Source organism: Streptomyces sp. SID13666 (assembly GCF_010548325.1).
Classification (GTDB): domain Bacteria; phylum Actinomycetota; class Actinomycetes; order Streptomycetales; family Streptomycetaceae; genus Actinacidiphila; species Actinacidiphila fildesensis.
Map to the genome: position 1 here is coordinate 211,685 of NZ_JAAGLX010000003.1, position 21,886 is coordinate 233,570.

The 21,886-nt window shown below is 70.5% G+C and carries 15 protein-coding genes and 1 pseudogene; all 16 read right to left on the reverse strand.

All coding sequences use genetic code 11. The annotated features are described in order from the left end of the window. Positions 1-4: 4 nt before the first annotated feature. A complete protein-coding gene (locus tag G3I60_RS07955; protein ID WP_164292939.1) occupies positions 5-1,288 on the reverse strand; it encodes a DUF4910 domain-containing protein in 1,284 nt (427 codons plus the stop codon). Further along, positions 1,276-2,301 (reverse strand): NAD(P)-dependent oxidoreductase, encoded by a 1,026-nt coding sequence (locus tag G3I60_RS07960; protein ID WP_164292940.1) that lies wholly within the window; start codon positions 2,299-2,301, stop codon positions 1,276-1,278. The genes G3I60_RS07955 and G3I60_RS07960 overlap by 13 nt, the downstream gene beginning before the upstream one ends. A 3-nt stretch (positions 2,302-2,304) precedes the next feature. Beyond that, positions 2,305-2,952: a PIG-L deacetylase family protein gene (locus G3I60_RS07965; protein WP_138352500.1), complete on the reverse strand. Its 648-nt coding sequence runs from the start codon at positions 2,950-2,952 to the stop codon at positions 2,305-2,307. Continuing rightward, a complete protein-coding gene (locus tag G3I60_RS07970; RefSeq protein ID WP_138352499.1) occupies positions 2,949-3,776 on the reverse strand; it encodes a glucose-1-phosphate cytidylyltransferase in 828 nt (275 codons plus the stop codon). The genes G3I60_RS07965 and G3I60_RS07970 overlap by 4 nt, the downstream gene beginning before the upstream one ends. Continuing rightward, positions 3,773-5,017 carry a class I SAM-dependent methyltransferase gene (locus G3I60_RS07975; protein ID WP_164292941.1) on the reverse strand — a complete coding sequence of 415 codons (1,245 nt, stop codon included), beginning with the start codon at positions 5,015-5,017 and terminating at the stop codon, positions 3,773-3,775. Before G3I60_RS07975 ends, G3I60_RS07970 begins: the two co-directional genes overlap by 4 nt. Next, positions 5,014-6,255, reverse strand: a complete 1,242-nt coding sequence (locus G3I60_RS07980; protein WP_164292942.1) for a glycosyltransferase — start codon at positions 6,253-6,255, stop codon at positions 5,014-5,016. The genes G3I60_RS07975 and G3I60_RS07980 overlap by 4 nt, the downstream gene beginning before the upstream one ends. Positions 6,256-6,257: 2 nt before the next feature. Then, positions 6,258-7,499: an O-antigen ligase domain-containing protein gene (locus G3I60_RS07985; RefSeq protein ID WP_164292943.1), complete on the reverse strand. Its 1,242-nt coding sequence runs from the start codon at positions 7,497-7,499 to the stop codon at positions 6,258-6,260. A gap of 1 nt (position 7,500) precedes the next feature. Continuing rightward, a complete protein-coding gene (locus tag G3I60_RS07990; RefSeq protein WP_164606928.1) occupies positions 7,501-9,033 on the reverse strand; it encodes a right-handed parallel beta-helix repeat-containing protein in 1,533 nt (510 codons plus the stop codon). Then, entirely contained in the window at positions 9,027-11,009 is a 1,983-nt protein-coding gene (locus tag G3I60_RS07995; protein ID WP_164292945.1) for an alginate lyase family protein, read from the reverse strand. Before G3I60_RS07995 ends, G3I60_RS07990 begins: the two co-directional genes overlap by 7 nt. Continuing rightward, positions 11,006-13,186, reverse strand: coding sequence for a bi-domain-containing oxidoreductase (locus G3I60_RS08000; protein WP_164292946.1), 2,181 nt, complete (start codon positions 13,184-13,186; stop codon positions 11,006-11,008). The genes G3I60_RS07995 and G3I60_RS08000 overlap by 4 nt, the downstream gene beginning before the upstream one ends. A gap of 25 nt (positions 13,187-13,211) precedes the next feature. Further along, positions 13,212-15,137 carry an asparagine synthase (glutamine-hydrolyzing) gene (asnB, locus tag G3I60_RS08005; protein WP_138352492.1) on the reverse strand — a complete coding sequence of 642 codons (1,926 nt, stop codon included), beginning with the start codon at positions 15,135-15,137 and terminating at the stop codon, positions 13,212-13,214. A 3-nt stretch (positions 15,138-15,140) separates the two neighbouring features. Next, positions 15,141-16,658 carry a Wzz/FepE/Etk N-terminal domain-containing protein gene (locus tag G3I60_RS08010; protein WP_164292947.1) on the reverse strand — a complete coding sequence of 506 codons (1,518 nt, stop codon included), beginning with the start codon at positions 16,656-16,658 and terminating at the stop codon, positions 15,141-15,143. Beyond that, positions 16,655-18,022, reverse strand: a complete 1,368-nt coding sequence (locus G3I60_RS08015) for a Wzz/FepE/Etk N-terminal domain-containing protein (protein ID WP_164292948.1) — start codon at positions 18,020-18,022, stop codon at positions 16,655-16,657. Before G3I60_RS08015 ends, G3I60_RS08010 begins: the two co-directional genes overlap by 4 nt. Continuing rightward, complete coding sequence (locus tag G3I60_RS08020; RefSeq protein WP_164292949.1) at positions 18,019-19,284, reverse strand: glycosyltransferase family 4 protein; 1,266 nt, start codon at positions 19,282-19,284, stop codon at positions 18,019-18,021. The genes G3I60_RS08015 and G3I60_RS08020 overlap by 4 nt, the downstream gene beginning before the upstream one ends. Then, positions 19,274-20,590 carry a nucleotide sugar dehydrogenase gene (locus tag G3I60_RS08025; RefSeq protein WP_164292950.1) on the reverse strand — a complete coding sequence of 439 codons (1,317 nt, stop codon included), beginning with the start codon at positions 20,588-20,590 and terminating at the stop codon, positions 19,274-19,276. Before G3I60_RS08025 ends, G3I60_RS08020 begins: the two co-directional genes overlap by 11 nt. Before the next feature lie 157 nt (positions 20,591-20,747). Then, a pseudogene (locus G3I60_RS08030) lies at positions 20,748-21,066 on the reverse strand (sugar transferase); the annotation flags it as partial. Between the last annotated feature and the right edge of the window lie 820 nt (positions 21,067-21,886).

Below are 21,886 nucleotides of genomic sequence, written 5' to 3' on the forward strand. Positions count from 1 at the left end.
GGCTTCATGCCTTGATCAGTTCGGCGCCGCGCAGGGCGTCGGCGGCGGCGGCCACGGTGTCGAACGGAAGCCCGGACCGCTCGGCGACGTCCAGCAGACTGTGCTCGCCGTCGGAGAGGTTGAGCACCCAGAGCATGGCCATCTGGGCCTGCTTGGTGTCGCTGCGGCCGCCGAGCGCGTCGTACAACCCGCGTCGGCCCAGCTGTGGTTCGCCGTAGGGGCTGAGGTTGAGGTACCGCCGGTTGCGGTCGAGGACGGCGAATGCCTCGCGGCAGACCGCGAGGGTGTCCGCCATCGCGTCCGGGGAGACGAAGTCCAGGTTGTCCGCCGAGGTGTGGTACTCGGGGTAGCCGGCGTACGGGGTGCGGGTGAGCGAGCCCACGCCCAGGTTGAAACCGGGCGAGCAGTACTGCCGCTCGTCGTAGCCGTACGGGGTGAACTCGTTGACGTGGTGCGGGCGTTCGGATGCGGCCAGCACGTGCCGCATCACGCGGTCGATCTCCGCGTCGCCGCGCCTGCTCTGCTTGTACGTCAACTGTCCCGGGTCCCCGGCGCAGGCCAGCACCAGGCCGTGCTTGACCCGTTCCACCCGCTCCGCGTTGCGGGCCAGCCAGGTGATCGCCCCGACGGTGCCGGGCGCGTAGATGAACCGGTAGGTGTAGTACGGCGTCTCCTGCGCCAGCGCGCGGGCCAGGAACGTCGCCACGGCGATACCGGCGAGGTTGTCGTTGGCCAGCGACGGGTGACAGGTGTGGCAGGAGACGATGACCTCGTCGGCGACCTGTCCGGGGACCACGTGCTCGGCGTAGGTGAGGTGGCCGTCCGCGAGTGTGGAGTCGATGCGCACCTCGTAATCGCCGTCCGGCAGCGCGTCCAGGGTCTCCTGGGCCAGGCAGAACCCCCATTCCGGCTTGTAGTAGCTGGTGCGGTACGGCACCCAGGACGGTTGGTCCGGCAGGGTGTGCAGGTGTTCGCGCAGCTCGGCCAACGGCATGGTCGCCGACACCGGCACGCTGTAGCCGAGCACGTGCAGGCTGGACGCGGCGAAGTCGACGACACGGTTGCCGGCGGCGTCGGCGACGTACGCGTCCCGGATGTTCCACTCCTGCGGCACCGTCCAGTCGAGCACCTGCGTCCCGGTCGGCACCTCATGCACCCGCAAGGGGATGTACTCCCCGACGATGTCCAGGGTGGCGCGCACACCGTCGCCGGTGATGCTCCGGCACAACGGGTACAGCCGCTCCACCAGCGTGTACATCTCTTCGGCGGTGTCGGTCATCGGCGCCACCGCAGGGTGTCGTCGACGGTGCCCGCGTCGGACGCCGCGCGCAGCACGGCAAGCCGGGTGAAACGCTGCTCGAAGTCCTCCCGGGTCAGGTCGAACTTCCGGTAGGCCGCGGCAAGTTCGAGCGCACCCCGCTTCACCGTCCACTCGCAGTCGAAGCCGGGTATCGCGGCGCGGAACCGGGAGAAGTCCACCCGGTACGACCGCGGATCGGCACCGTTCTCCCCGGTGATCACCACCTTCGCGCCGGACACCGCCTCGGCGACCTGGTCGGCGATCTCGGCGACCGTGACGTTGTTGATCTCGCTGCCGATGTTGAAGGCCCGGTCGTGCACGGCTTCGCGCGGCGCGGTCAGCGCGGCCGTGAAGGCGCGCGCGATGTCGGCGGCGTGCACCAGCGGGCGCCACGGGGTGCCGTCGGAGAGCACCAACACCTCGCCGGACAGGAGCGCGTGGCCCACCAGGTTGTTCAGCACGATGTCGGCGCGCAGCCGGGGCGAGTAGCCGAAGGCGGTGGCGTTGCGCATGAACACCGGGGTGAAGTCGCCGTCCGCCAGCGCGTGCAGGTCGTCCTCCACCCGCACCTTCGACTCCGCGTACGGCGTCACCGGGCGCAGCGGGGCGTCCTCGGCGACCAGGTCGTCGCCGCCGGAGGCGCCGTAGACCGAGCAGGTCGACGCGTACAGGAAGCGTCGCACTCCGGCGTCGCGGGCCAGCCGCGCGAGGCGGACGGACGCGTGGTGGTTGATGTCGTAGGTGAGTTCCGGCGCCAGCGATCCCAGCGGGTCGTTGGAGAGCGCGGCCAGGTGGATCACGGCGTCCACCCCGGCCACGTGGTCGGCCGTGACGTCGCGCAGGTCCACCCGGTACCCCGACGGGTCCGCGGGCGGCGGGCCGAGCACGCAGTCCGCGAACAGACCGGCGTCAAGCCCGACGACCTCGTGTCCGGCGGCGCTGAGGACCGGGGCCATCACGGTGCCCAGGTAGCCCTGGTGGCCGGTCAGTAGTACGCGCAAGGTTCATCCCTCCAGATTGAGCGTGAGTTTGGTGACGGCGAACGCCTCGGCGTAGCGCGCATGGCATTCGATGCCGCGGATCCGCGCAAGACCGATGAAGGCCTCCCGGTCGAACCAGGGCCGGTGCCGTTGCGAGGGGTAGTGCTCCTGCAACAGCCGCACCTTCTGTTCGGCGGTCTCCGGCGACAGCGGCTGGTACGCCGACGGACGGCCGAGATCGCCGTCCCATTTGACGATCTCGTAGCCGAGCACGAGGTGGTCGCGGAATGCGGTGGGTATCAGCTTCGCCAGGCCGCGGTGATCCTGGTGCGCGTCATCGGTACGCGGCGCGAGCACCAGATCCGGCTCGGTCCCCGCGCGCAGCTCCTCGACCGCGGCCTTGGCCTCGTCCCAGTGCACGGGCATTCGGCCGTCCGGCAGCTTGAGCACCGTCAGCCGCAGATCGGCGCCCGGGCAGAAGGCGGCGAGCGCGGCCCGCTCCTCCTGCTCCCGCGCGCCGCCACCGCCGGAGAGCACCAGCGCGTCGACGCGGATACCCGGCCGCGCGAGGCACAGCGTCAGCAGCGTGCCGCCGGCGCCGATGGCGATGTCGTCGCAGTGCGCGCCCACCGCAGCGATCCGGTCCAGGCGCCCGGCCCCGAGCCGGATCACGCCTTCGCTCCGGCGCCGTGCCTGCTGCCGGTCGTGCTCGCCCCGGCGCCGTCCCGTTCCCACACGGCCCACGGGCGGTCGCCCCGGGTGTAGGCGTCGTCGAGCGCGGCCCGCTCCTTCACGGTGTCGGTCGGCTTCCAGAAGCCGCGGTGCTGATGCGCCACCAACCGTCCACGCTTGGCCAGTTGTCCACATCCGTCGGCGACCAGGTCCCCGTTCTCCGGTATGTGGTCGAAGACCTCCTGGCGGAGTACGAAGTAGCCACCGTTCTCCCACAGCGGCATGTCGCTCACCGCGGTGATGCCCCCCACCAGGCCGTCCTCGCCCAGTTCCACGCAGTGGAACGAGGACTGCGGCGGCACCACCATCATCGACGCACCGGCGTCGCGCCGGGCGAACTGGTCGATCATCTCCGGCAGCGGGGCGTCGGTGAGCACGTCGGCGTAGTTGGCGAGGAACATCTCGTCGCCGTCCAGGTGGCGCCGCACCCGGCGCAGCCGCTCCCCGATCGGCGACTCGATGCCGGTCTGCGCGAACGTGATCGTCCAGTCCGAGATGTCGGTGGACAGCAGCTCGGTCCGCCCGCCCCGCAGCACGAAGTCGTTGGACGTCGTCTCCTCGTAGTTGAGGAAGAAGTCCTTGATGTGGTGCGCCCCGTACCCGAGGCACAGAATGAACTCCGTGTGCCCGAAGTGCGCGTAGTAGCGCATGACGTGCCAGATCAGCGGTCGCGGTCCGACCATCGCCATCGGCTTGGGGACGTCGTCGGAGGTTCCGTTGCGCATGCGCATCCCGTAACCGCCACAGAACAGCACGACCTTCATGACTTGGCCTCGACAATGCTCAGTTCCGGGATGGGAAAGACCAGCCGGCCGCCCCAGTCGTGCACGAAGGAGAGCTGCTCGACCAGCTCGGCCCGCAGGTTCCACGGGAGGACGAGGACGTAGTCCGGTTTGTCGGCGGCTATCTGCTCGGGCGGCAGGATCGGGATGCGGGTGCCCGGGGTGAACCTGCCGTGCTTGTAGGGGTTGCGGTCGACCGTGTACGCGAGCAGGTCGGGCCGGATGCCGCAGTGGTTGAGCAGGGTGTTGCCCTTGCCCGGGGCGCCGTAGCCGACGACCGTCTCGCCGCGCTCGGCCGCCTCGATGAGGAACCGCAGAAGGTCCCGGCGCACCTTGGCCACCCGGGCGGAGAACTCGGCGTACCCGGACAGCTCCTGAAGCCCGGCGGCCTTCTCCCGGGCCAGTACATCGGCCACCTGCTGTGTCGGCTCGCCGGCCACCTCGGTGGGCCGGGCCCACAGCCGGATGGAGCCGCCGTGCGTGGGCAGCAACTCGACGTCCACGAGCGCGAGTCCGCCACTCGCAAGGGCCCGGATCGCGGACGCGACCGTGTAGTACTGGAAGTGCTCGTGGTAGATCGTGTCGTACTGGTTGTCCTCGATCAGGGTCAACAGGTGCTGCACCTCGATGGAGACCCAGCCGTCGTCGGCGACCAGGGCGCGCAGCCCCTGGGTGAACCCGACCACGTCGGGTATGTGCGCGTACACGTTGTTGGCCACGACCAGGTCCGCCGGACCGTGTTCGGCGCGGACGGCGGCGCCGGTGTCCGGGCTCAGGAACTCCGTGAGCGTGGGCACACCCGCGTCCCGCGCCGCAGCCCCGACGTTGACCGACGGCTCGATGCCGAGGCAGCGGATCCCCCGGTCCACCACATGCCGCAGCAGGTACCCGTCGTTGCTCGCGACCTCGACCACGAAGGCTTCCTCTTCCGAGGACCCGATACCCACCCGCTGCACGGCATCCGCGACGAACGTGCGCGCGTGGTCCACCCAGGAGGTCGAGTACGAGGAGAAGTACGCGTACTCCTTGAACGTCTCCTCCGGCGTGATCAGGGGAGGGATCTGCGCGAGCCAGCAGTCGGTGCAGACCCGCAAATGCAGCGGGTACGCGGGCTCCGGCAGGTCCAGTTGGTCCGCGGCGAGAAAGCTCTCGCACGGCGGGGTCGCCCCCAGATCGACGACGCTCGCCAGCGACGCCGAGCCGCACAGTCGGCAACGTGTCATTTACTGCCCCCCATTGATTCCATCCCTATCGGCGGCGCGCTGTCCCCGCCGCCGGACCGCACCGCGATCGCGGTGCGGTACCCCTCCACCAGGCGCTCCAGGCCGACGGCCGGGCTGAAGCCCTGCTCGTAACGGCGCCGGGCCGCCTGGCCCATCTCCTGGTTGCGGGCCGGCTCGGCCGCGATCCGGCGTATGCAGGACGCGAGCGAGGCGGGCTCGCCCGGCCGGTGCAGCAGCCCGGTCACCCCGTCCTCGACGAGTTCGACGAAGGCGCCGTGACCGGCGGCGACGGCCGGGACCCCGGCCGCCATCGCCTCCACGACCACCAGGCCGAACGCCTCCAGCCACGTCGAGGGAGCCACCACGGCGACCGAACGCGCGATGGCCTGCCGGCACTCCTCCGCGTCATACAGGCCGACGTACCGCACGTCGTCCCGGCCCGCCGCCCAGGCGGTCACCTCTGGCTCCAGCGGCCCCGTGCCGGCGACCACGAGCGGCACGCCCACACCGCCGCCGGCGGCGATCTCGTCCCACGCGGCCATGAGCAACCGCACGCCCTTGGCCTCCGCGAGCCGCCCGAGATAGAGCAGATGCTCGCCGTCGCCCGCTCGGCGGGCGTCCGGGTCCGGCACGAAGTTGTGCTTCACCGCCAGCCGTTCGGCCGGCATGCCGGCCCGCACCAGGACATCGCGCTGCGCAGCGGAGATGCAGAAGAACCGCTCCACGCCGGACCACCACCGCCGCCGGTTGACCGAGAGGCTGACCGCGAGCGGCACCGTCGCAAGCCGGGAGTTCCGGTAGCAGCCGTGCCGTACGGCGGGCAGCGGCGCCGACCCGACGCACTCGGTGCACGGCCGGCCGTCCCGCTGCAGCGTGCCGGGCGGGCAGACCTGGGTGTAGTTGTGCAGCGTGGCGACGACGGGCACACCGGCGTCGGCGCAGGCGGCAAGCACCGCGGGCGACAGGAGCGGGAAGACGTTGTGGACGTGCACCACGTCAGGGCGTGAGGTGCGAAGCCGGGCGGCGAGCTCCGAGCGGACCGCCGGGTTCCACGGCACGAGCAGCGGCAGCGCGACCTTGGCGAGCAGGGACAGGGTGGCGATGTCGTCGCTGCGCCGCTCGAACACCTCGACCCGGTGGCCGGCCTCGCGCAGCAGAGCCACCTCCTGGTCGACGACCTTGTTCTCCCCGCTCGGCTGCGCCGAGGCGTAGCGGTTGTGCACCACGAGGACATGCATGCTCAGATCACCTCCGATCTCTGGGCCCATCGCGGTATGTGCCGTCGAGGGACTTGGGGCGTGGAGCGGGGAGTGACCGCGGCAGGTGCCGCAAGCAGCGAGGCGGCCACGGCCAGATGCAGCAGATACGGCGAGGCGTCGCCAAGCCCGGCCTCGGTGTACGACGCGATCGCGCAGTAGCTGATCAGGAAGATCGCGCAGGCCCTCGACAGCGACGGTGGCCGCAGCAACGCGACGCCGCCGAGCACGATGATGATCGCCGCTACCAGGGTGACGCCGGTCAGACCCTGCTCGTTGTAAACGGCCAGCCAGCTGTTGTCGATCGGCAGGCCGCCGAACGACTTGTCGCCCAGGCCCATGCCGAACCACTGCTCCGAGCTCGTCCGGGGGGCTGCCAGCAGGGCGTCCCAGACCTTGGCCCGACCGGTGAGGTTGGAGAAGTTCTCCTTGTCCTGTCCGCGCAGGAACCACGCCTGCAGCGCGGACATGAACCCCACCGCGGTCACCGTGGCGATCACCACCGTCCAGCCGAAGAACCGGCGGGCGGCAGCGCTGGTCAGGACGAGCGAGCCGATCGCCAGCACCAGCCCGATGAGCAGGCCGAGCGTGGCCGTCCGGGTATGGGTCAGCGCGAGCAGGATGAGTGACGGCACGATGACTACCGCCGCGCTGCCCCTGTCGATCCGGTGCCCCAGTACGAGCAGCACGGTGAGCCCGATGATCACTGCGGCGTACTGTCCGATCTGCGGCGGGGTGAGCGGCCACAACGCGCCGACAAGCCGCCCGCCGTAGAGCCCGGGCATGGCCGCTCCCGGTGAGGCGACCAGGCCGACGGCCACCGACCCGAGCACCGCGAAGTAGATCCGGATGTGGTGCCGTACGAACGTCAGGCCGCCGTCCCACCAGCGGCTGAGCAGCCACAGCGTGCCGATGAACAGAGCAAGCCGGGCGCAGCGGAACAGCGCGCCCGACCCGGACTCCAGGCTCGCGCTGGAGATCATGCTCGGCACAAGGAGCAGGGTGAGCAGGAACACGAAGGCGCTGGGCCGGATGCGCAGCTGGAGATTACCTGCGAGCGCCAGCGCGAACGCGGCGACCAGCGCGCCCATGGTGACCATCTGGATGAGGGAGCGGGGCAGCGGGATAATGGTCTTCGCTCCGGTGGAGCCGAGCGTGTTGAGGATCAGCAGCCCCCAGACCGTCCCGACGATCTTCGACGTGTGCTCTGTGTGGTCCGGGCTCATCTCAACCACCGCCCTGTGCGCGGAGGGTGCTGCCCGTGTCCTGCTGGTACGGCGTGCCCTGCCACTGCCCGAAGTCGAGCACCCGGCTCGGGTCGTGGGCGACGAACTTCCACGGTCCGATGTAGACGTTGTCGTGCCAGCGGTTGTTCTGCTTGCCGGTGATCGCCTCGGCGACCCGTTCGCCCTGGTACGGCGACCAGTCCGGATAGGTGCCGTAGTTGGCGAGGACCGCCATGCGGTCGCACTTCACCGTGCACTGGACGACGGACGTGTCCAGCACGAAGCGGTTCTCGTGGATGTCCACCCGCTGGGTCTTCCACCGGCAGTCGGCGTAGAGCGGTGCGGTGGCGATCGCCGGCCGTGCGCAGAGGTCGGTTTTCTTCACCAGCAACGTGCAGTCACCGGACGAGGTGTTGGCCGGGCTGTTGCAGAACCGGTCAGCGTTTTCCCACAGGGTGATCCCGGACCAGTTGTTCTCCAGCACGTTCTGGTAGATCTCGATCTTGTCCGTACGGGCTCGGATCCGTGGTTCGCCGCCGGACTCGGACACGTAGACGGTCGCGAACGGGAAGGTGTCGCCGCGGTCGGCGTACTTGCGGCCCTCGACCCAGTTGTTCCGCCGGATCGTGTTCTTCCGGATGACCGCGTTGTAGCTGGTCTCGTAGATCAGCGCGGCACCGTCGTTGGCCTCCAGCACGTTGTCCTCGATGCGGAAGTCGTTGTTGTTGGTGTCCGCCCACAACCCGGGTCCGCGGTTGTCGTGCACCCAGTTGCCGCGTATGTCGGCGCCGTTGACGGCCCAGAACTTGATGCCTCCGGTGCAGCCGCAGCCTTCCTTCCGCCGCTCCCAGTCGCCGGTGTTGTTGCCGACGATCTCGTTGCCCTCGACCACCAGGCCGCTGATGGAGCCACCGGACTTGTACGCGTTCATTCCGTACTGCCCGTTGTTGCGCAGGCAGTTGGCGCGGACCTGCTGGCGGGCACCGGCCATCAGCCCGGCGCCGGAGTTGTACTGGATGGTCGAGTGCTCGATCAGCCATCCGTCGGCCGAGTCGTGGTTGACCACGCCCTCATCCGGCGGCGCGACGAAATTCTGCACGGTCAGGTATTGAACGGTGACGTTGCCGGCGGTACCGCTGAACGCGTACTGGTTGGTCTTGCGGCCGTCGAGCACCGCGCCCGGCGCACCGAGGTAGCGGTTCCCCTGCTTGGGGACGACCTGGGCGTAGCGGTCCGGGTCGAGCTTGTGCGTCCCCGGCCGAAGCCAGAACGTGGTGTTCGGGGGGCTGCTCTTGGTCTTCGCAGCCAGGTCACCGACCACTGCGGGGTCGACCGCGACCGCGCCCGCCGGCGCCTCCGCCGGCCCGGCCGGGGGCTTGGCGCACACCTGGGTCACGGGTTGGGCCACGGACGTGGATGGCGCGGCGGCCGGCTCCGGCCGCGCGCCCGGCGTGCTCTCACAGCCCGTCGCCGCCAGCAGGACCAGTACCAGCGGTGCCGTCGACAGCGCCCGGTGCCGCCTTTTGATCACCACGCGTTCTCCCTCCCGCGGAACGTGAGTACGGTGGTGAACTCCCCCAACAGCGCGGTGCCGTCGGTGAAGCCGGTGCCGACCAGCGTGGTGCTGGGTTCCTTGCGCCCGAAGCCGGTGGAGTACCAGCCCAGCGGCGGGTCGCTCTCGCCGCGATGCGCCCGCCAACTCAGCTGCCCGGACAGGTCGAGCACCGCGGAGCGGTCCTCGCCGTCCCGGTTCCAGGTGAGCACGGCCCGGTTCCCCACCAGGTCCGCGGCGATCGCCGGGCCGAGGTGGAACGCCAGGCGCACGGCCCGGCGCGGGCCGCGCACCTCGTCAACCACCCGCAACTCCATTGTTGCGGCCGTCAGTTCCACCCGGCGGCGGTGCACGGAGCGCTGGTAACCGTCGTGCTCGGCGCTCCAGCGGGCCACACCTTCGCTGGATGTGTCCGCGACCAGGACGCGGCTGCGGGCATGCCGGGTCCACAGGAACGGCCCGCCGGAGACGGACTGGTCACCGTCGTCCAGTTGCAGGGTGTTGTGGCCGAGGGTCGACCGGAAGTACTGCCGCCACTGGGGCTGTCCGTGGTAGCAGTACGTCCCCGGGTCGGCGAGCACGTCGACCCCGTCGTGCCGGACCTCCACGGACAGCGCGTCCGCGTGGCCATGCGCGGCGATGGACAGGAACCCGTGCGGACCGCCGTCGCAGCGGCACCAGATCTCCTCCGGACCGCGCAGGATGGTGAGCCCCGCGTCGGCGAAGTGGGCCGGTCGGCTTGGCGGGCGGGTCACGGCCGGTGTGGTTCCCATTTCCGCGTACGGCCGGATGAGCGCGGCAAGGAGCTGGGTGCGCACATCGGTGTCGGACACCGTCGGCCACCAGTCGAGTCGGCCGAACACGGCGTCCCCGGTGGCAAGGAGCGAGGCCCAGCGGTCGGTGCCCGCGCCGTCCACGACCAGACCGTGCCCGTCGTCCGCGTCCCCCTGGCGCGGTGGCCGCAGCCGGCCGTCCACGACGGCCGCGAGCGCGTCGGTCATCCGCAGCAGCACCAGCCGGATCGACGCGGGGACGGACACGTCGGCGGCATCCGCCTCGGCCACCGCGGCCAGGCCGAGTTCAAGGACGAGTCCGTGATACTCGGTGGCCAACTCGCGGTTGAGGCCGGAGGGGAAGGTGTTGCTTCGCAGCTGCCGCTCCAGCGACCGCAGCGCGTCGGCTCGCCAGCGCGCCGATGAGGGGAACCACCCGAATGCGCAGGCCGCGGCGAACTGCCCGGCGGTCTCGGCGATGACGTGGTTGTTCGCCGAGGACCCCCGACTGGGGAAGGCGGCCAGCCAGCGCTGGTGGTGCCAGATCTGGTTCAGCGCAACCGGGTTGCGCTCGAAAAGACCGGCCGCGCCCGGCCAGCCGTCGAGCAGCCGGCGGATCCACACCCAGGACAACAGCCGGATCCCCAGCTCGATGCCGCTGATCCAGTGCACGCCACGCAGCGGTGGGTTGGCCGTCCACCAGGACCGCAGGTGCTCAGCCACTCGCTCGGCGTACCGCTCGTTCCCGGTGATCGCGTAGGCGGCGGCGAGCACGGTGAGGTACTGGTGCCGGGACAGCTCCCAGATCTGCTTGATGTCCCCGACCGCGTCCTCGTTCCGGTACGGCACGTCGAAGGCGTAACCGGACGGAGCCCGTCGCCCGGTCTTCGGGTCGTACGACCAGTCCGGGTCGGCCAGGTCGTCGCGGTCCACCCCGAAGTACTCGGCGTGCCCGTCCATCAGCCGGTCCGCCTCGGCGATGAGACGTTTCGCGGCGTCCGGTGGCACTGCGGCGATCGTCCCGGCGGGCAGTACCGCGGTGAACCGGGCGCCGGTCACGCTCGGGCAGTCCGGCGGCGCCGACCGCCACCGCCGCCTGCGCACCGCGTCGCCCGCCCGGCCGCCGACCTCTCGCGGTCCCATCCGGGACAACCGCCGCAGGTACCAGCCCGCGCTCATGGTCATCGGGCCCTCGCCAACGTCACCGGCGCGCCGCCGACCAGGCTGGCCCGCACGGCGAGGGTGGCCGCCGTGGTGGCGACCAGCGACTCCAGCGGCACCGGCATCGGCCCGCCGATCCGCACGGCCTTGATGAACGCGGCCAGCTCGGCGGACTGGCCCTTGTCCCGGGCCTTGGGCAGCCGCGAACTGACCCACCGCTTACGGCCGTATACCGAGGCACGGACGAAGTCGTCGAGCCGCAGCACCTTGCCGTCCGCGATCAGGTCCAGCGTCTCCTTGGGGAAGCCGGGCGGGCCGGTGGTGATGTAGCTGATGGTGGCGGTGGACCCGTCCGGGTAGCGCAGCACGACCTGCAGGTCCTCGTTGCCGGACGTGGCGACCGCGTACACCGAGACCGGGTCGGCCGCGAGCAGCCAGCTCGCCGTGTCGATGAAGTGCCCGCCCTCACCGGCGAACCGCGAGCCTTCGGCGCCCTGTTGGAGGTACCAGCTGCCGTGCTGCAGCCGACCTGCGTTGACCAGGTAGCGGAGGCTCGCAGGACCGGTCCTGGCGCCGAACCGATTGCTGGCCTCCTGCAGCAGCGGCGCGAACCGGCGGTTGAAGCCCACCTGCAGCCGGTCGTTGCCGGACTCCTCCACCGCCGCGAGCACGCCTGCCAGCTCGTCCTCGGTGAGGGCCAGGGGCTTCTCGACGAACACCGCCTTGCCTGCCAGCAGTGCCCTTCGGGTCAGTTCGGCGTGCGAGCTGTGCCGGGTGACCACGAAGACCGCGTCGATGGACGGGTCGCCGAGCACGGCGTCGAGATCGGTGGTCGCCTCGGCGAAGCCGAACTTCCGCTGCGCGTTGGCCGCGGACAGCGCCGTCGTGGTGACGACCGTGGACAACTCGACGCCGTCGCGCTGTGCCAGGTGCGGCAGCAGCATCGACGTCGCGTAGTTTCCCGCGCCGACGAACGCAAGGCGCACCTGCGCCTTGGGTGACCCGGCCGTGGTGGGCGCCTTGTCGCTGCGTCGCACCGCGGGCACGGTCACCGCCGGGGCCTGCGCTTCCTCCTTCTGTTCGGGGTACCGGAACAGCACGGCCACGGCCTTCAGGTCGCCGTCCTTCAGGCGCTGGTACGTCTCGACGGCGTCATCGAAGTCGGAGATGTGGGAGACCAGGGGCTCCACGTCGATGCGGCCGCGGGCGAGGAGATCGAGGAAGGACGCCAGGTTGCGGCGCTCGGTCCAGCGCACGTAGCCGATCGGGTAGTCGCGCCCCTCCAACTCGTACTCCGGGTCGTAGCGCCCGGGGCCGTAACTGCGGGAGAACCGGACGTCGAGCTCTTTCTCGTAGTACGCGTTCCACGGAAGGTCAAGGCGGCACTTGCCGATGTCGACGACCCGGCCGCGGTCCCGGCTCAACCGGGCGGCCAACTCGACGGGTTGGTTGGTACCGCCGCCGGCGGCCAGGTACACCTGGTCCACGCCGTGCCCGTCGGTGAGCTCGACAACGGCGGCTTCCACGGCCGCGGACGAGGGATCGCCGCAGGCCGCGGCGCCCAGGCGCTCGGCGAGCTCGCAGCGCACCGGGTCGGGGTCGACGCCGACGACGCGGACTCCCGAGGCGGTGAGCAACTGCACCACCAACTGCCCGATCAGCCCGAGGCCGATGACCAGCGCCACGTCGCCGAGCTGTGGCTCGCCGCGGCGGACGCCCTGCATCGCGATAGACCCGACCGTGCCGAAGGCCGCGTGCCGTGGCGAGAGGCCGTCCGGCACCCGGGCGTAGAGGTTCTTCGGCACCCAGTTCAGCTCGGCGTGCAGCGCGTGTTCATTGCCGGCGCAGGCCACGAGGTCGCCGACCTTCACATCGTCGATCCCGGTGCCGACCTCCTCGACCACCCCGCACAGCGAGTAGCCCAACGGTGTGTAGGAGTCCAGCTTGCCCATCACCTTGCGGTAGGTGGCGGGCACCCCGTTGGTGGCCACGCTCTGCATCACCTTGGCCACCTGGTCGGGACGGGAGCGGGCCTTGCCCACCATCGACAGGCCGGCCTCGGACACCTTCATCAGCTCGGTCCCGGTGGATATCAGCGAGTACGCGCTGCGGACCAGCACACCGCCCGGCTTGCACCCCGGCACCGGTACGTCGAGCAGCGCCAACTCGCCGCTCTTGTAGTTCTGCACAACCTGCTTCACCCGAACTCCTCTTGTTTCTACGCCGTCAGGGGTGGGTCCGGCCGGAGCCGGAGGTCGCGCCGCGATACCAGTACTCGAGGGTCAGCACATGCCACAGATGCTTGGAGAAGTCCCGCTGCCCGGCGGCGTCCTCGGCGACCATCCGCGCCAGCGCGTCGCGGCGCAGGATCCCGGAATTGACGAGCACGCCGTCGTTCACCACCTCGCGCACCAGCGGTGCCAGATCCCGGCTCATCCAGGCCCGCAGCGGGGCGCTGAACAGGCCCTTGGGCCGGTATGCGATCTCCCGGGGCAGGATCGAGGTGGCCGCCTCCTTGAGGACGGCCTTGCCCTGCCGGCCGACGATCTTGCGATCGCCGGGCACGGCGAACGCCGCCTTGACCACCTCGACGTCCACGTACGGCACCCGCACCTCGGTCGACGCGGCCATGCTGGAGCGGTCCGTGTAGGCGAGGTTCAGGCCCGGCAGGAACATCCGGGCGTCGCCCAGGCACATGCGATTGACGAAGTCGTCGAGTTCGTTGTCCTGGTAGATGTCCGCGTGCTCGGTCAGCACGTCATCGACCGTCCCGGCCAGGTCCGGATTGACCAGGGCGAGCAGTTCGTCCTGGTCGTACATGGTGTAGCTGCGCCGGAACGCGGTCTCCTCCGGCAGATCGGCGAAGGAGAGGAACCGCTTCGCGAAGCGCACCGACCGGTACCCCCGGCGGGCCGTGGCGACCGGCAGCCGGTCCACGGCCCTGGACAGGCCGCGCCGCAGGGGCCGCGGGACGCGCTGGTAGCGCAGCGCGAGCAGGTTGGCCAGGTGCTTGCGGTACCCGGCGAACAGCTCGTCGGCACCCATCCCCGAGAGCATCACCTTGACCCCGGCCTCCCGGGCGGCCTCGCAGATCAGGAACGTGTTGATCGCGGCGGGGTCGCCGATCGGCTCGTCCAGGTGGTACGTCATCTGCGGCAGCAGGTCCAGCACGTTCGGAGCGATCTCGATCTCGTGCAGGTCGACGCCGAACCGCTCGGCCACCTGCCGGGCGTAGCGAAGGTCGTCCGGCATCGCCTCGAACTTGGCGTCCTCGGCGCGGAACCCGATCGTGTAGGCGGAGATCCCGGGTTGGTCGCGGGCCGCCAGGGCGGTGAGGTAGCTGGAGTCGAGACCGCCGGAGAGGAAGGTCGCCACGGGTACGTCGGAGAGCAGGTGGCGTCGAGTCGACTCCTCGACGATGGCAGCGATATCCGGCCGCTCGCCGCTGCGGGCCCGCTCCTGGCCCTCGGCGGCGACGTCCCGCAGGTTCCAGTACTGGCCGCGCTCCACCCGGCCGTCGGGCCGGCACCGCAGCCAGCTCCCCGGTGGCAGCTTCTCCGCTTCGCGGAACGCGCAGCGTGAGTCCGGCACCCAGTAGTACAGCAGCGAGGCCACCAGCGCCGCATCGTCCACCTGCAGCGACCCGCCGGTGGCGGCGGCGAGCGCCTTGAGCTCGGAGGCGAACACCAGGCCCGCACCGCGCCGGAGCAGGAACAGCGGCTTGATGCCGAGTTGGTCGCGGGCGAGCACGAGGTCACCGGTTCGCTCGTCGAAGATCCCGAACGCGAACATGCCGCGCAGCCGGGGCAGGCAGTCCGTGCCCCAGCGCCGCCAGGCCTCCAGCAGCACCTCGGTGTCGGAGGTACCGCGGAAGCGCACCCCCGCGGCTGCCAGTTCGCCGCGCAGCTCGGGCGCGTTGTACAGCTCGCCGTTGTACGTCAGGACGAGGCCGTCCGAGACCATCGGCTGGGCGCCGGTCTCGGACAGGTCGATGATGGCCAGCCGGCGGTGCCCCAGGTGCACTTCGCCGTCACCGACGGGGTGGCCGTACCGGCCCGCCCCGTCAGGACCGCGGTGGGCGAGGGTATCGGTGAGCCGGTCGGTCACGACCTTCCCGTCCGGCCATCGGTACGTGCCTGCTATGCCGCACATGTATTACCGTGCCTCCTGATCGCTGTCCGGGACTCGTACGGCCCATGACGGCCGCTCCGTCAGCAGTCGGCCCGGCGCGTTCTGCCGGGCCAGCCGCTCGTTGTGACCGCGCAGCGCGGTGTGCAGCCCGTCCCACAGGGTGCCGTCGGTCCTGTCCCGCGGATCGGGGTCGATCAGCACCACACCGATCACCGGAATGAGCAGGTCCGCGAGTTGCCGCGCCACGGTGTGCAGCCATGCGGTGCTGCCGTGCCCGGCACGCACGACGAGCACGGTCTGGGTACCGAGGTCCGGGAGGCCGGTCCACGCCGTGCCGGGGGCCACCGAGCCGACACCGAGTCGGCGCTCCTGATGGGACAGGGCCGCGGCACCCTCGCCGCTGACCACGGTCGGGTCTCCCGGCTTCGGGCGGCGGCCTGCGAGCTGCGAGCCGGGCAGACCATCGATGATGACCACTGGCCCCTCCGCCATCAGTGCCTCGGCGAGGTCCAGGGCGATCACGCTCGTGCTGCGCGCACAGCCCAGTTCCAGCAGCGACACCGGTTCCGCGGAGCCGCGCACGGTGCGGGCCAGGGTCGCGGTGAGCCGTTCGCGGGCCGCCCGGGTCCGTCGGCGCTGCCACCGCCTGCCCGACCGGCGGGGCAGCTCCGCGATGACCGAGGCGCCCAGGTTCGCCGCGATGTCCCGGCGCAGCACGGGGCGGTCCGCCACCACCGTGCCGACCGCGGCCACCGCGAGCCCGAGGACGAGCCCTAGGACGAGCCCGATCGCGGCGTTGGTGGCAGCGGCCCTGAGCAGGGAGTGCTGCACCGCGCGCGGGGCGTCCACGATCTGTGTGCCGGCGACGAGCTGGGGCGTGCCGATGCGCGCCTCCGCGGCGCGCTGGCCGAAATCGGTGATCCGCGAGGTGAGCTCGGCCCGGCGGGCGAAGAGCGACTCCAGGTCCGCCGACGCTGTCGGCCCACTCCCCGGCCGTCCGTTTCCGATCGACTTGTTGACCTTGGCGAGTTCGTCCCGCATGCGGTCACGCTGGTCGAGCAGAGCCTTGGACTCGGCGTTCGCGGCTTCCTGAATCCGCCTCACATGGTCCGAGACGAACGCGTCGGCCAGCGCCTTGGCGCGGACCACCGCTTCCGCGTCGGTGTCACCTGTCACATTGATCTGCATCAGGTTGTTGGTCAGGCCGACACCCGCGTAGTCCGGCATGAAGTCCTCTGGTTTTTCAGGGGATCCGAGGGACTGCAGGGCCATACCGGCGATTCGCGTGGTTTGCAGCAGCGCGACGTCGGTGCGGATCAGCGTTCCGGGGTCGTTCGGCTGGTCCTGCTGATGCGCGACCAGCACCTTGGTCACCGCGGCCGGCGGCGGCGGCCGCAGGACCGCCACCGCCGCGCCGAGCAGCAGTCCCAGGAGCGCCAGGGAGCACCAGAGGCGGCGGCGCCTGCGCACCGCCACCACCAGTCCCTGCAGGTCAAGGAGCGGAGTGGCTGCCGACAACTCCGAAGTCGTGCTCGTCGTCACACCGAACCTCCCGTCGCGTGACTGTGCACCGCGAGCGCCGGAGTGGCGTTGTCCGGAGGATCGTCGGCGGATCGCGTCGGACTGGCCCGGACCGTGCCGGCGACGACGATGCCGACAACCTCATGCCTGCCGTCCGCACACGCCTCGGCGATGCCGGCGAGCTCCTCAGCGGTCCAGCTGCCCGCGCTGAGCACGACCAGGGCACCGGACTCGGTGTCGCGGTCCGGCACTGTCGGCCGGTCCACCGAGACCTCCACCACCCGCAGCTGCGGATCGTCCTGGGCCTCGGCGACGAGCTGCCCGGCGGCCCGGCGGGCGATCTCGTCGCCGTCCGGTACGACGACCAGCAGCCGCCGGGGGGCCGGCAGCTGGTCCCGGAGGCGAGCGCACACCCGCCGGTAGCGGATCCGCGAGCCGGCCTCGTCGCCGGACCTCGGCGGGGTCGGTATGTCCCACCGGGTGTCGACGCCGAGGAGTCGGCGGATCCGGGCTCGCGGGCCACGACCTGCTGGCTGGTGCGCGCGCCGTTCATCAGGCACGTCGACGGTGCCGAGGAGCGCCGAGCCCAGCGCCGCGGCGATCTGCGGTTCGGTGCGCAGTCGGCGATTCACCCGTGCGGCGACGAGATGGCCGATGACCGCGAGCAGGAAGAACAGCAGCGCCCCGCCGACGATGAGCTGCATCCTCGTCGGCGGCGCCTCACCGGTCGGCCGGGCCGCCGGCCCCATGACGACCATGCCGGCCTTGTTGGTCGCCGGGTCGGCCTGGTCCAGCTTCGTCATGGCCTCCTCCAGCGAGGTGCGCAGCTTCTCGAGGTCGGTACGGGCCTGCACGCTCTCCACGGTCTGCCCCGGATCTGCCGCATTGGCCAGGTCGGTGATGCGGCGGTTGGTCTCCACCACGTTCTGCCGCAGGGCCTCGATCCCGGTAGCCGCGTCGGGGTCGGTGCTGCCGCCTGCGATCCGCGCGGCGAATTTGACGAATTGCTGGGCCATCCGGTCGGAGAGCTGCTGCGCGTGCTCCGGGGTGTCGGCCGTTCCCGAGATCTTGATGATGTTCCCGTCGGCGGCCTTGGCGCTCACTCGATCCCGCAGCTCGGTGCCGCTGACCTTGGTCCAGTCGAGAGCGGCGGCCGCGCGGTCGACCACCACCGAACTGGTCGCGATATCCACCTGAGTCAGGAGCTCGCGCTCTTCCCACTGCCCTGGCAGCAGTACCGATGCCGACGTCGTGTACCGCGGCGGGAACAGCACCGAGGTGCCGTAGCCGACGAGCGCGCCCACCAGGGCGAGGACGGCGAGAAGCCGCCACCGTCGACGGAGAATCCACCCGATCGTGACCAGGCGGATCGTGTCATCGCTCAACGGTGCTGCCTCTTCCCTGTGCGGACCGGGTCGCCCGCCGACACCGGGGTGTGGTCACGGCACGCAGCGGCGTAGGCGGCGAGCAGCGACGCTTGCGAGTTCCGCCAGGAAAGCTGTCCGCTGATCCGCTCCTGGCCGATCTTGCCCATCTGGGCCCGCTTCTCCGGATCGTCAAGGAGCAGCGCGATGAGCCTGGCGAATTCGGCCTCGTCATTGGCGGGCGCGTAGAGGGCGGCGTCGCCGGCGGAGACCCGCGCCTCCCGGAGGTCGAACGAGATGATCGGCCGGCCCATCGCCATGTACTCCAGGACCTTGTTCATGGTCGACACGTCGTTGAGCGGATTGCGCGGGTCGGGAGAGAGGCACACGTCCGCGGTGGACAGGTAGCGCACCAGGTCGGCGTCCGGAATGCGCCCGGTGAACTCCACCTGATCGGACAGCCCGAGCTGCCGGGACAGCTCCACCATCGCGTCGAAGGCGTCGCCGGAACCGACGAACACGGCGTGCCAGTCGGTCCGCCCGAGCTCGTCGCGCAGCTTCGCGAGGGCCCGCAAGGCGTAGTCGACGCCGTCCTGCGGGCCCATGACGCCGAGGTAGCACAGCAAATGGGGCTTGCCGTTCTTCAACTCCGGCTCGGGCGGCACCGGTTGGAACCGGTCGGTCTGGGGCGCGCTGCGCACCACGAAGACGTCCGCCGGTTGGCGGCCGCCACGGCGCAGTGCCACGTCCCGGTAGCTCTCGTTCGTGGCGAGCACGACGTCCGCGGCCCGGTAGGTCCGCCGTTCCAGCGCGCACACGGCGCGGTAGAGCAGATCCTCGCCGCGGTCGAACCGGGAAAGGTACAGCTCCGGTACCAGGTCGTGCTGGTCGAAGACGAACCGTGCCCCGCGCCGCTTCAGCCACAGTGCCGGCAGGAACAGCAGGTCGGGCGGGTTGCAGGCGTGGACCACGTCGACCGGGCCGACCTTGCGGGCCAGCCGGAACGTGTGCCACAACGCCGAACCGTACTCCCGCAGGTAGCCTGCCGGCCCTCCGGTGGCCGCGCGCAACGGGTAGCGGTGGATCCGCACCCCGTCGATCTCCGCCTCCGCCTCGGTGTCCCGCTTTGTCCCTTGGGGGCAGATGACGTGCACCGTCCAGCCCGCGTCGCGCAGCGTCGTGCACTCCTGCCACACCCGCCGGTCGAACGGCACCGACAGGTTCTCCACCAGGATCAGCGCGCGACCGGCCGTCCCGTCGCCGCTGACCGCGTCACCAAGCAAGGCCCACGTACCCCGGTTCGGCCCGGCGCACGTCGGCGTCGGGAAGGTGGATGAGGTCGATGAGCACCGGTCCTTCGCCATGGGGCAGCGCCGAAAGCACGTCCGGATCCCTGGTTCCGACCAGGCACACCTCGGCGTGCTCCATCACCTCGCCGACGGAGCCCGCGAGCAGCTGTGCGAGGTGCGGCAGCCGGGTCTCGATGTACTCGCGGTTCGCGCCGAGCAGCCGGGAGAGGTTCACGTTGGGGTCGTAGATCCGCAGGTCGTAACCCTTGCCGAAGAGTCTCTCCGCCAGCTCGACGAGCGGGCTCTCGCGGAGGTCGTCGGTGCCGGGTTTGAAGGAAAGACCGAACAGGCCCACCCGACGCTTGCCGGTGCGCTCGACGAGCTCCACCGCGCGCTGCAGATGGTCGGAGTTGGAGGCCAGTACGTGGGCGAGGATGGGCACCGAGACGTCGGCCCGCCGTGCGGCGTGGACCAGGCTGCGCAGGTCCTTGGGCAGGCAGGAGCCACCGAAGGCGAAGCCGGGTCGCAGGTAGGCGGGGCTGATGTTCAGCTTGCGGTCGGCCAGGAACACGTCTATCACCTGGTGCGAGTCCACCCCGAGCGCCTGGCACACCGCGCCCAGCTCGTTCGCGAAGCCGATCTTCAGTCCGTGGAACGCGTTGTCCGCGTACTTGATCGCCTCGGCCGTCGGGATCGGCACCCGGAACACCTCGCCGGGCACTCCGTCGTACAGCGCCGCCACCACGTCGCCACTTGCCGGGTCGAGCTCGCCGATGACGGTCTTGGGCGGGTCGAAGAAGTCCCGCACGCTCGTGCCCTCGCGCAGGAACTCCGGGTTGACCGCGACCCCGAAGTCCACCCCGGCCGTGCCGCCGACGTACTTCTCCAGGATCGGCACCAGCAGGTTCAGGCAGGTGCCCGGGAGCATGGTGCTGCGGAACACGACGGTCTGCCGCCCACCCCGCTCGGCCACCGCAGCACCGATCTGCTCGGTGACCCGCTCCAAGTACGTGGTGCACAGGCTGCCGTTGGGCTCCGACGGCGTGCCCACGCAGATCAGCGACACCTCGCTGCCCATGATCGCCTCGCGGACGTCGCCGGTGGCGTGTAAAGCTCCGGTCCGCACGGCCTCGGCGATGAGCTCGCCGATCCGCTCCTCGACCACCGGGGCCTTGCCGTCGTTGACCAGGTCGACCTTCACCTGGCTCACGTCCACCCCGATGACCTCGTGACCCAGGCTGGCCAGGCACGCGGCCGACACGCAGCCCACGTAGCCGAGCCCAAAGACGCTTACTCTCATGTCCCGTTCCTCCCCCCGGGCAGGCCCTTTCGGCCTGCTGTCCGTCCGCCGGCCATTCGGCCTGCGGTCCGTGCGCCGACCGGACGGCGCCCCCCGCGCATCAGAAGGCCCCCTGCCCCTGAAGCACCGCGCGCGGCGTCTTCCACAAATTCACCGTGGTGACGAGCGCGATCGCGGGGATCGCGACGAAGATCCAGAGCTTGATGTTGCGCGAGGTGCGGGCGATCCCGCCGAGCGCCGGCACGACGGTCGCCGTCAACAGTGAGCGTCCGAGCCGGCGGAATTCCTCGGCGCCCTGGCCGAGCACGGCCGGAGCCCACGACCGGCTCACCGCAAGCGCTCCCAGCACCAGCAGCTCGGTGCCGAATGTGAGAAGTTCCCCGGTTCTCATGCCAGTTGGCCGCATCCCGGGCCCTGAAGAAGTTGCCGATCGCCGCCACCACGAAGGCGGTGGCCACCGTATCGCCGGTGACCACGGCACGGCGGTACCGCTGCTCCCATTCGATCGCGGGCTGTCTGATCGCTCCGTTCGCCAGACGCCCGCGCGCCGACGGAAACGGCCTGACTAGTCCCCCTTGCCGCACAGAACCCCCCAGGTCCCCAGTGGCTCGACGTGTTCGTCCAACACTGTTGCTCCCCTCGGGAGGCCCCCGCCCCCCGCACTGTTCCTCCTCTCGGGAGGCCCCCGCCCGCATGACAACCCGGGCTATTTCAGAGCTACTTGAACAACCCACCCCGACAACAGCGGACTCACGTGTCCAGCCGAACTCTCAAGGTGCGCGGGAACCCGTCGAAACCTCGGGTGCTCCCCGCACCCAAGCCCCCTTCGCGGGCTCCAGGAATTGATCACCCCCATGTCCGGCGGCGGAGACGCGGCTGTTGGCTGCCCGCAACGCCTGACCTGGAGATCATGATTTGTCGCCTCGTATCCCACCATGTGAAGCATGGTCAGTCTAGACCCTCGGGGCCCGTCTGAAGAGGTGGATGTGTGGAATTTGTGCCCAACATTTGAAGCTGGATCCAGTGGATCCAGGGACCGGTGACCGTCTGCGGGTGCCTTGGTGACGAAGACGTGCCTTGTGACCTGTGATGACGGAGTTCACCGGGTTGCCGGTAGCGGCAACCCGGAGGCGTCCTGGCGCTGCCAACTGGGCCGCACTCAGAGCCTGTCCGGCGGATCTTGCCGGTGAGGAGCACGGGGCGGTGGATACGGGTGTGGGCGATCGACGGCACGGAGGAACGGCATGGCCCGTTTGCGGGTGCACCGGCGAATCGGCAGCCCCCGCACGACGCCAG

Excerpts from the sequence above, each read along its gene's own strand:
- G3I60_RS07970 (WP_138352499.1), bottom strand. The coding sequence starts at position 3,776 with ATGAAGGTCGTGCTGTTCTGTGGCGGTTACGGGATGCGCATGCGCAAC.
- G3I60_RS07975 (WP_164292941.1), bottom strand. The coding sequence starts at position 5,017 with ATGACACGTTGCCGACTGTGCGGCTCGGCGTCGCTGGCGAGCGTCGTC.
- G3I60_RS07980 (WP_164292942.1), bottom strand. The coding sequence starts at position 6,255 with ATGCATGTCCTCGTGGTGCACAACCGCTACGCCTCGGCGCAGCCGAGC.
- G3I60_RS07985 (WP_164292943.1), bottom strand. The coding sequence starts at position 7,499 with ATGAGCCCGGACCACACAGAGCACACGTCGAAGATCGTCGGGACGGTC.
- G3I60_RS07995 (WP_164292945.1), bottom strand. The coding sequence starts at position 11,009 with ATGACCATGAGCGCGGGCTGGTACCTGCGGCGGTTGTCCCGGATGGGA.
- asnB (WP_138352492.1), bottom strand. The coding sequence starts at position 15,137 with ATGTGCGGCATAGCAGGCACGTACCGATGGCCGGACGGGAAGGTCGTG.
- G3I60_RS08025 (WP_164292950.1), bottom strand. The coding sequence starts at position 20,590 with ATGAGAGTAAGCGTCTTTGGGCTCGGCTACGTGGGCTGCGTGTCGGCC.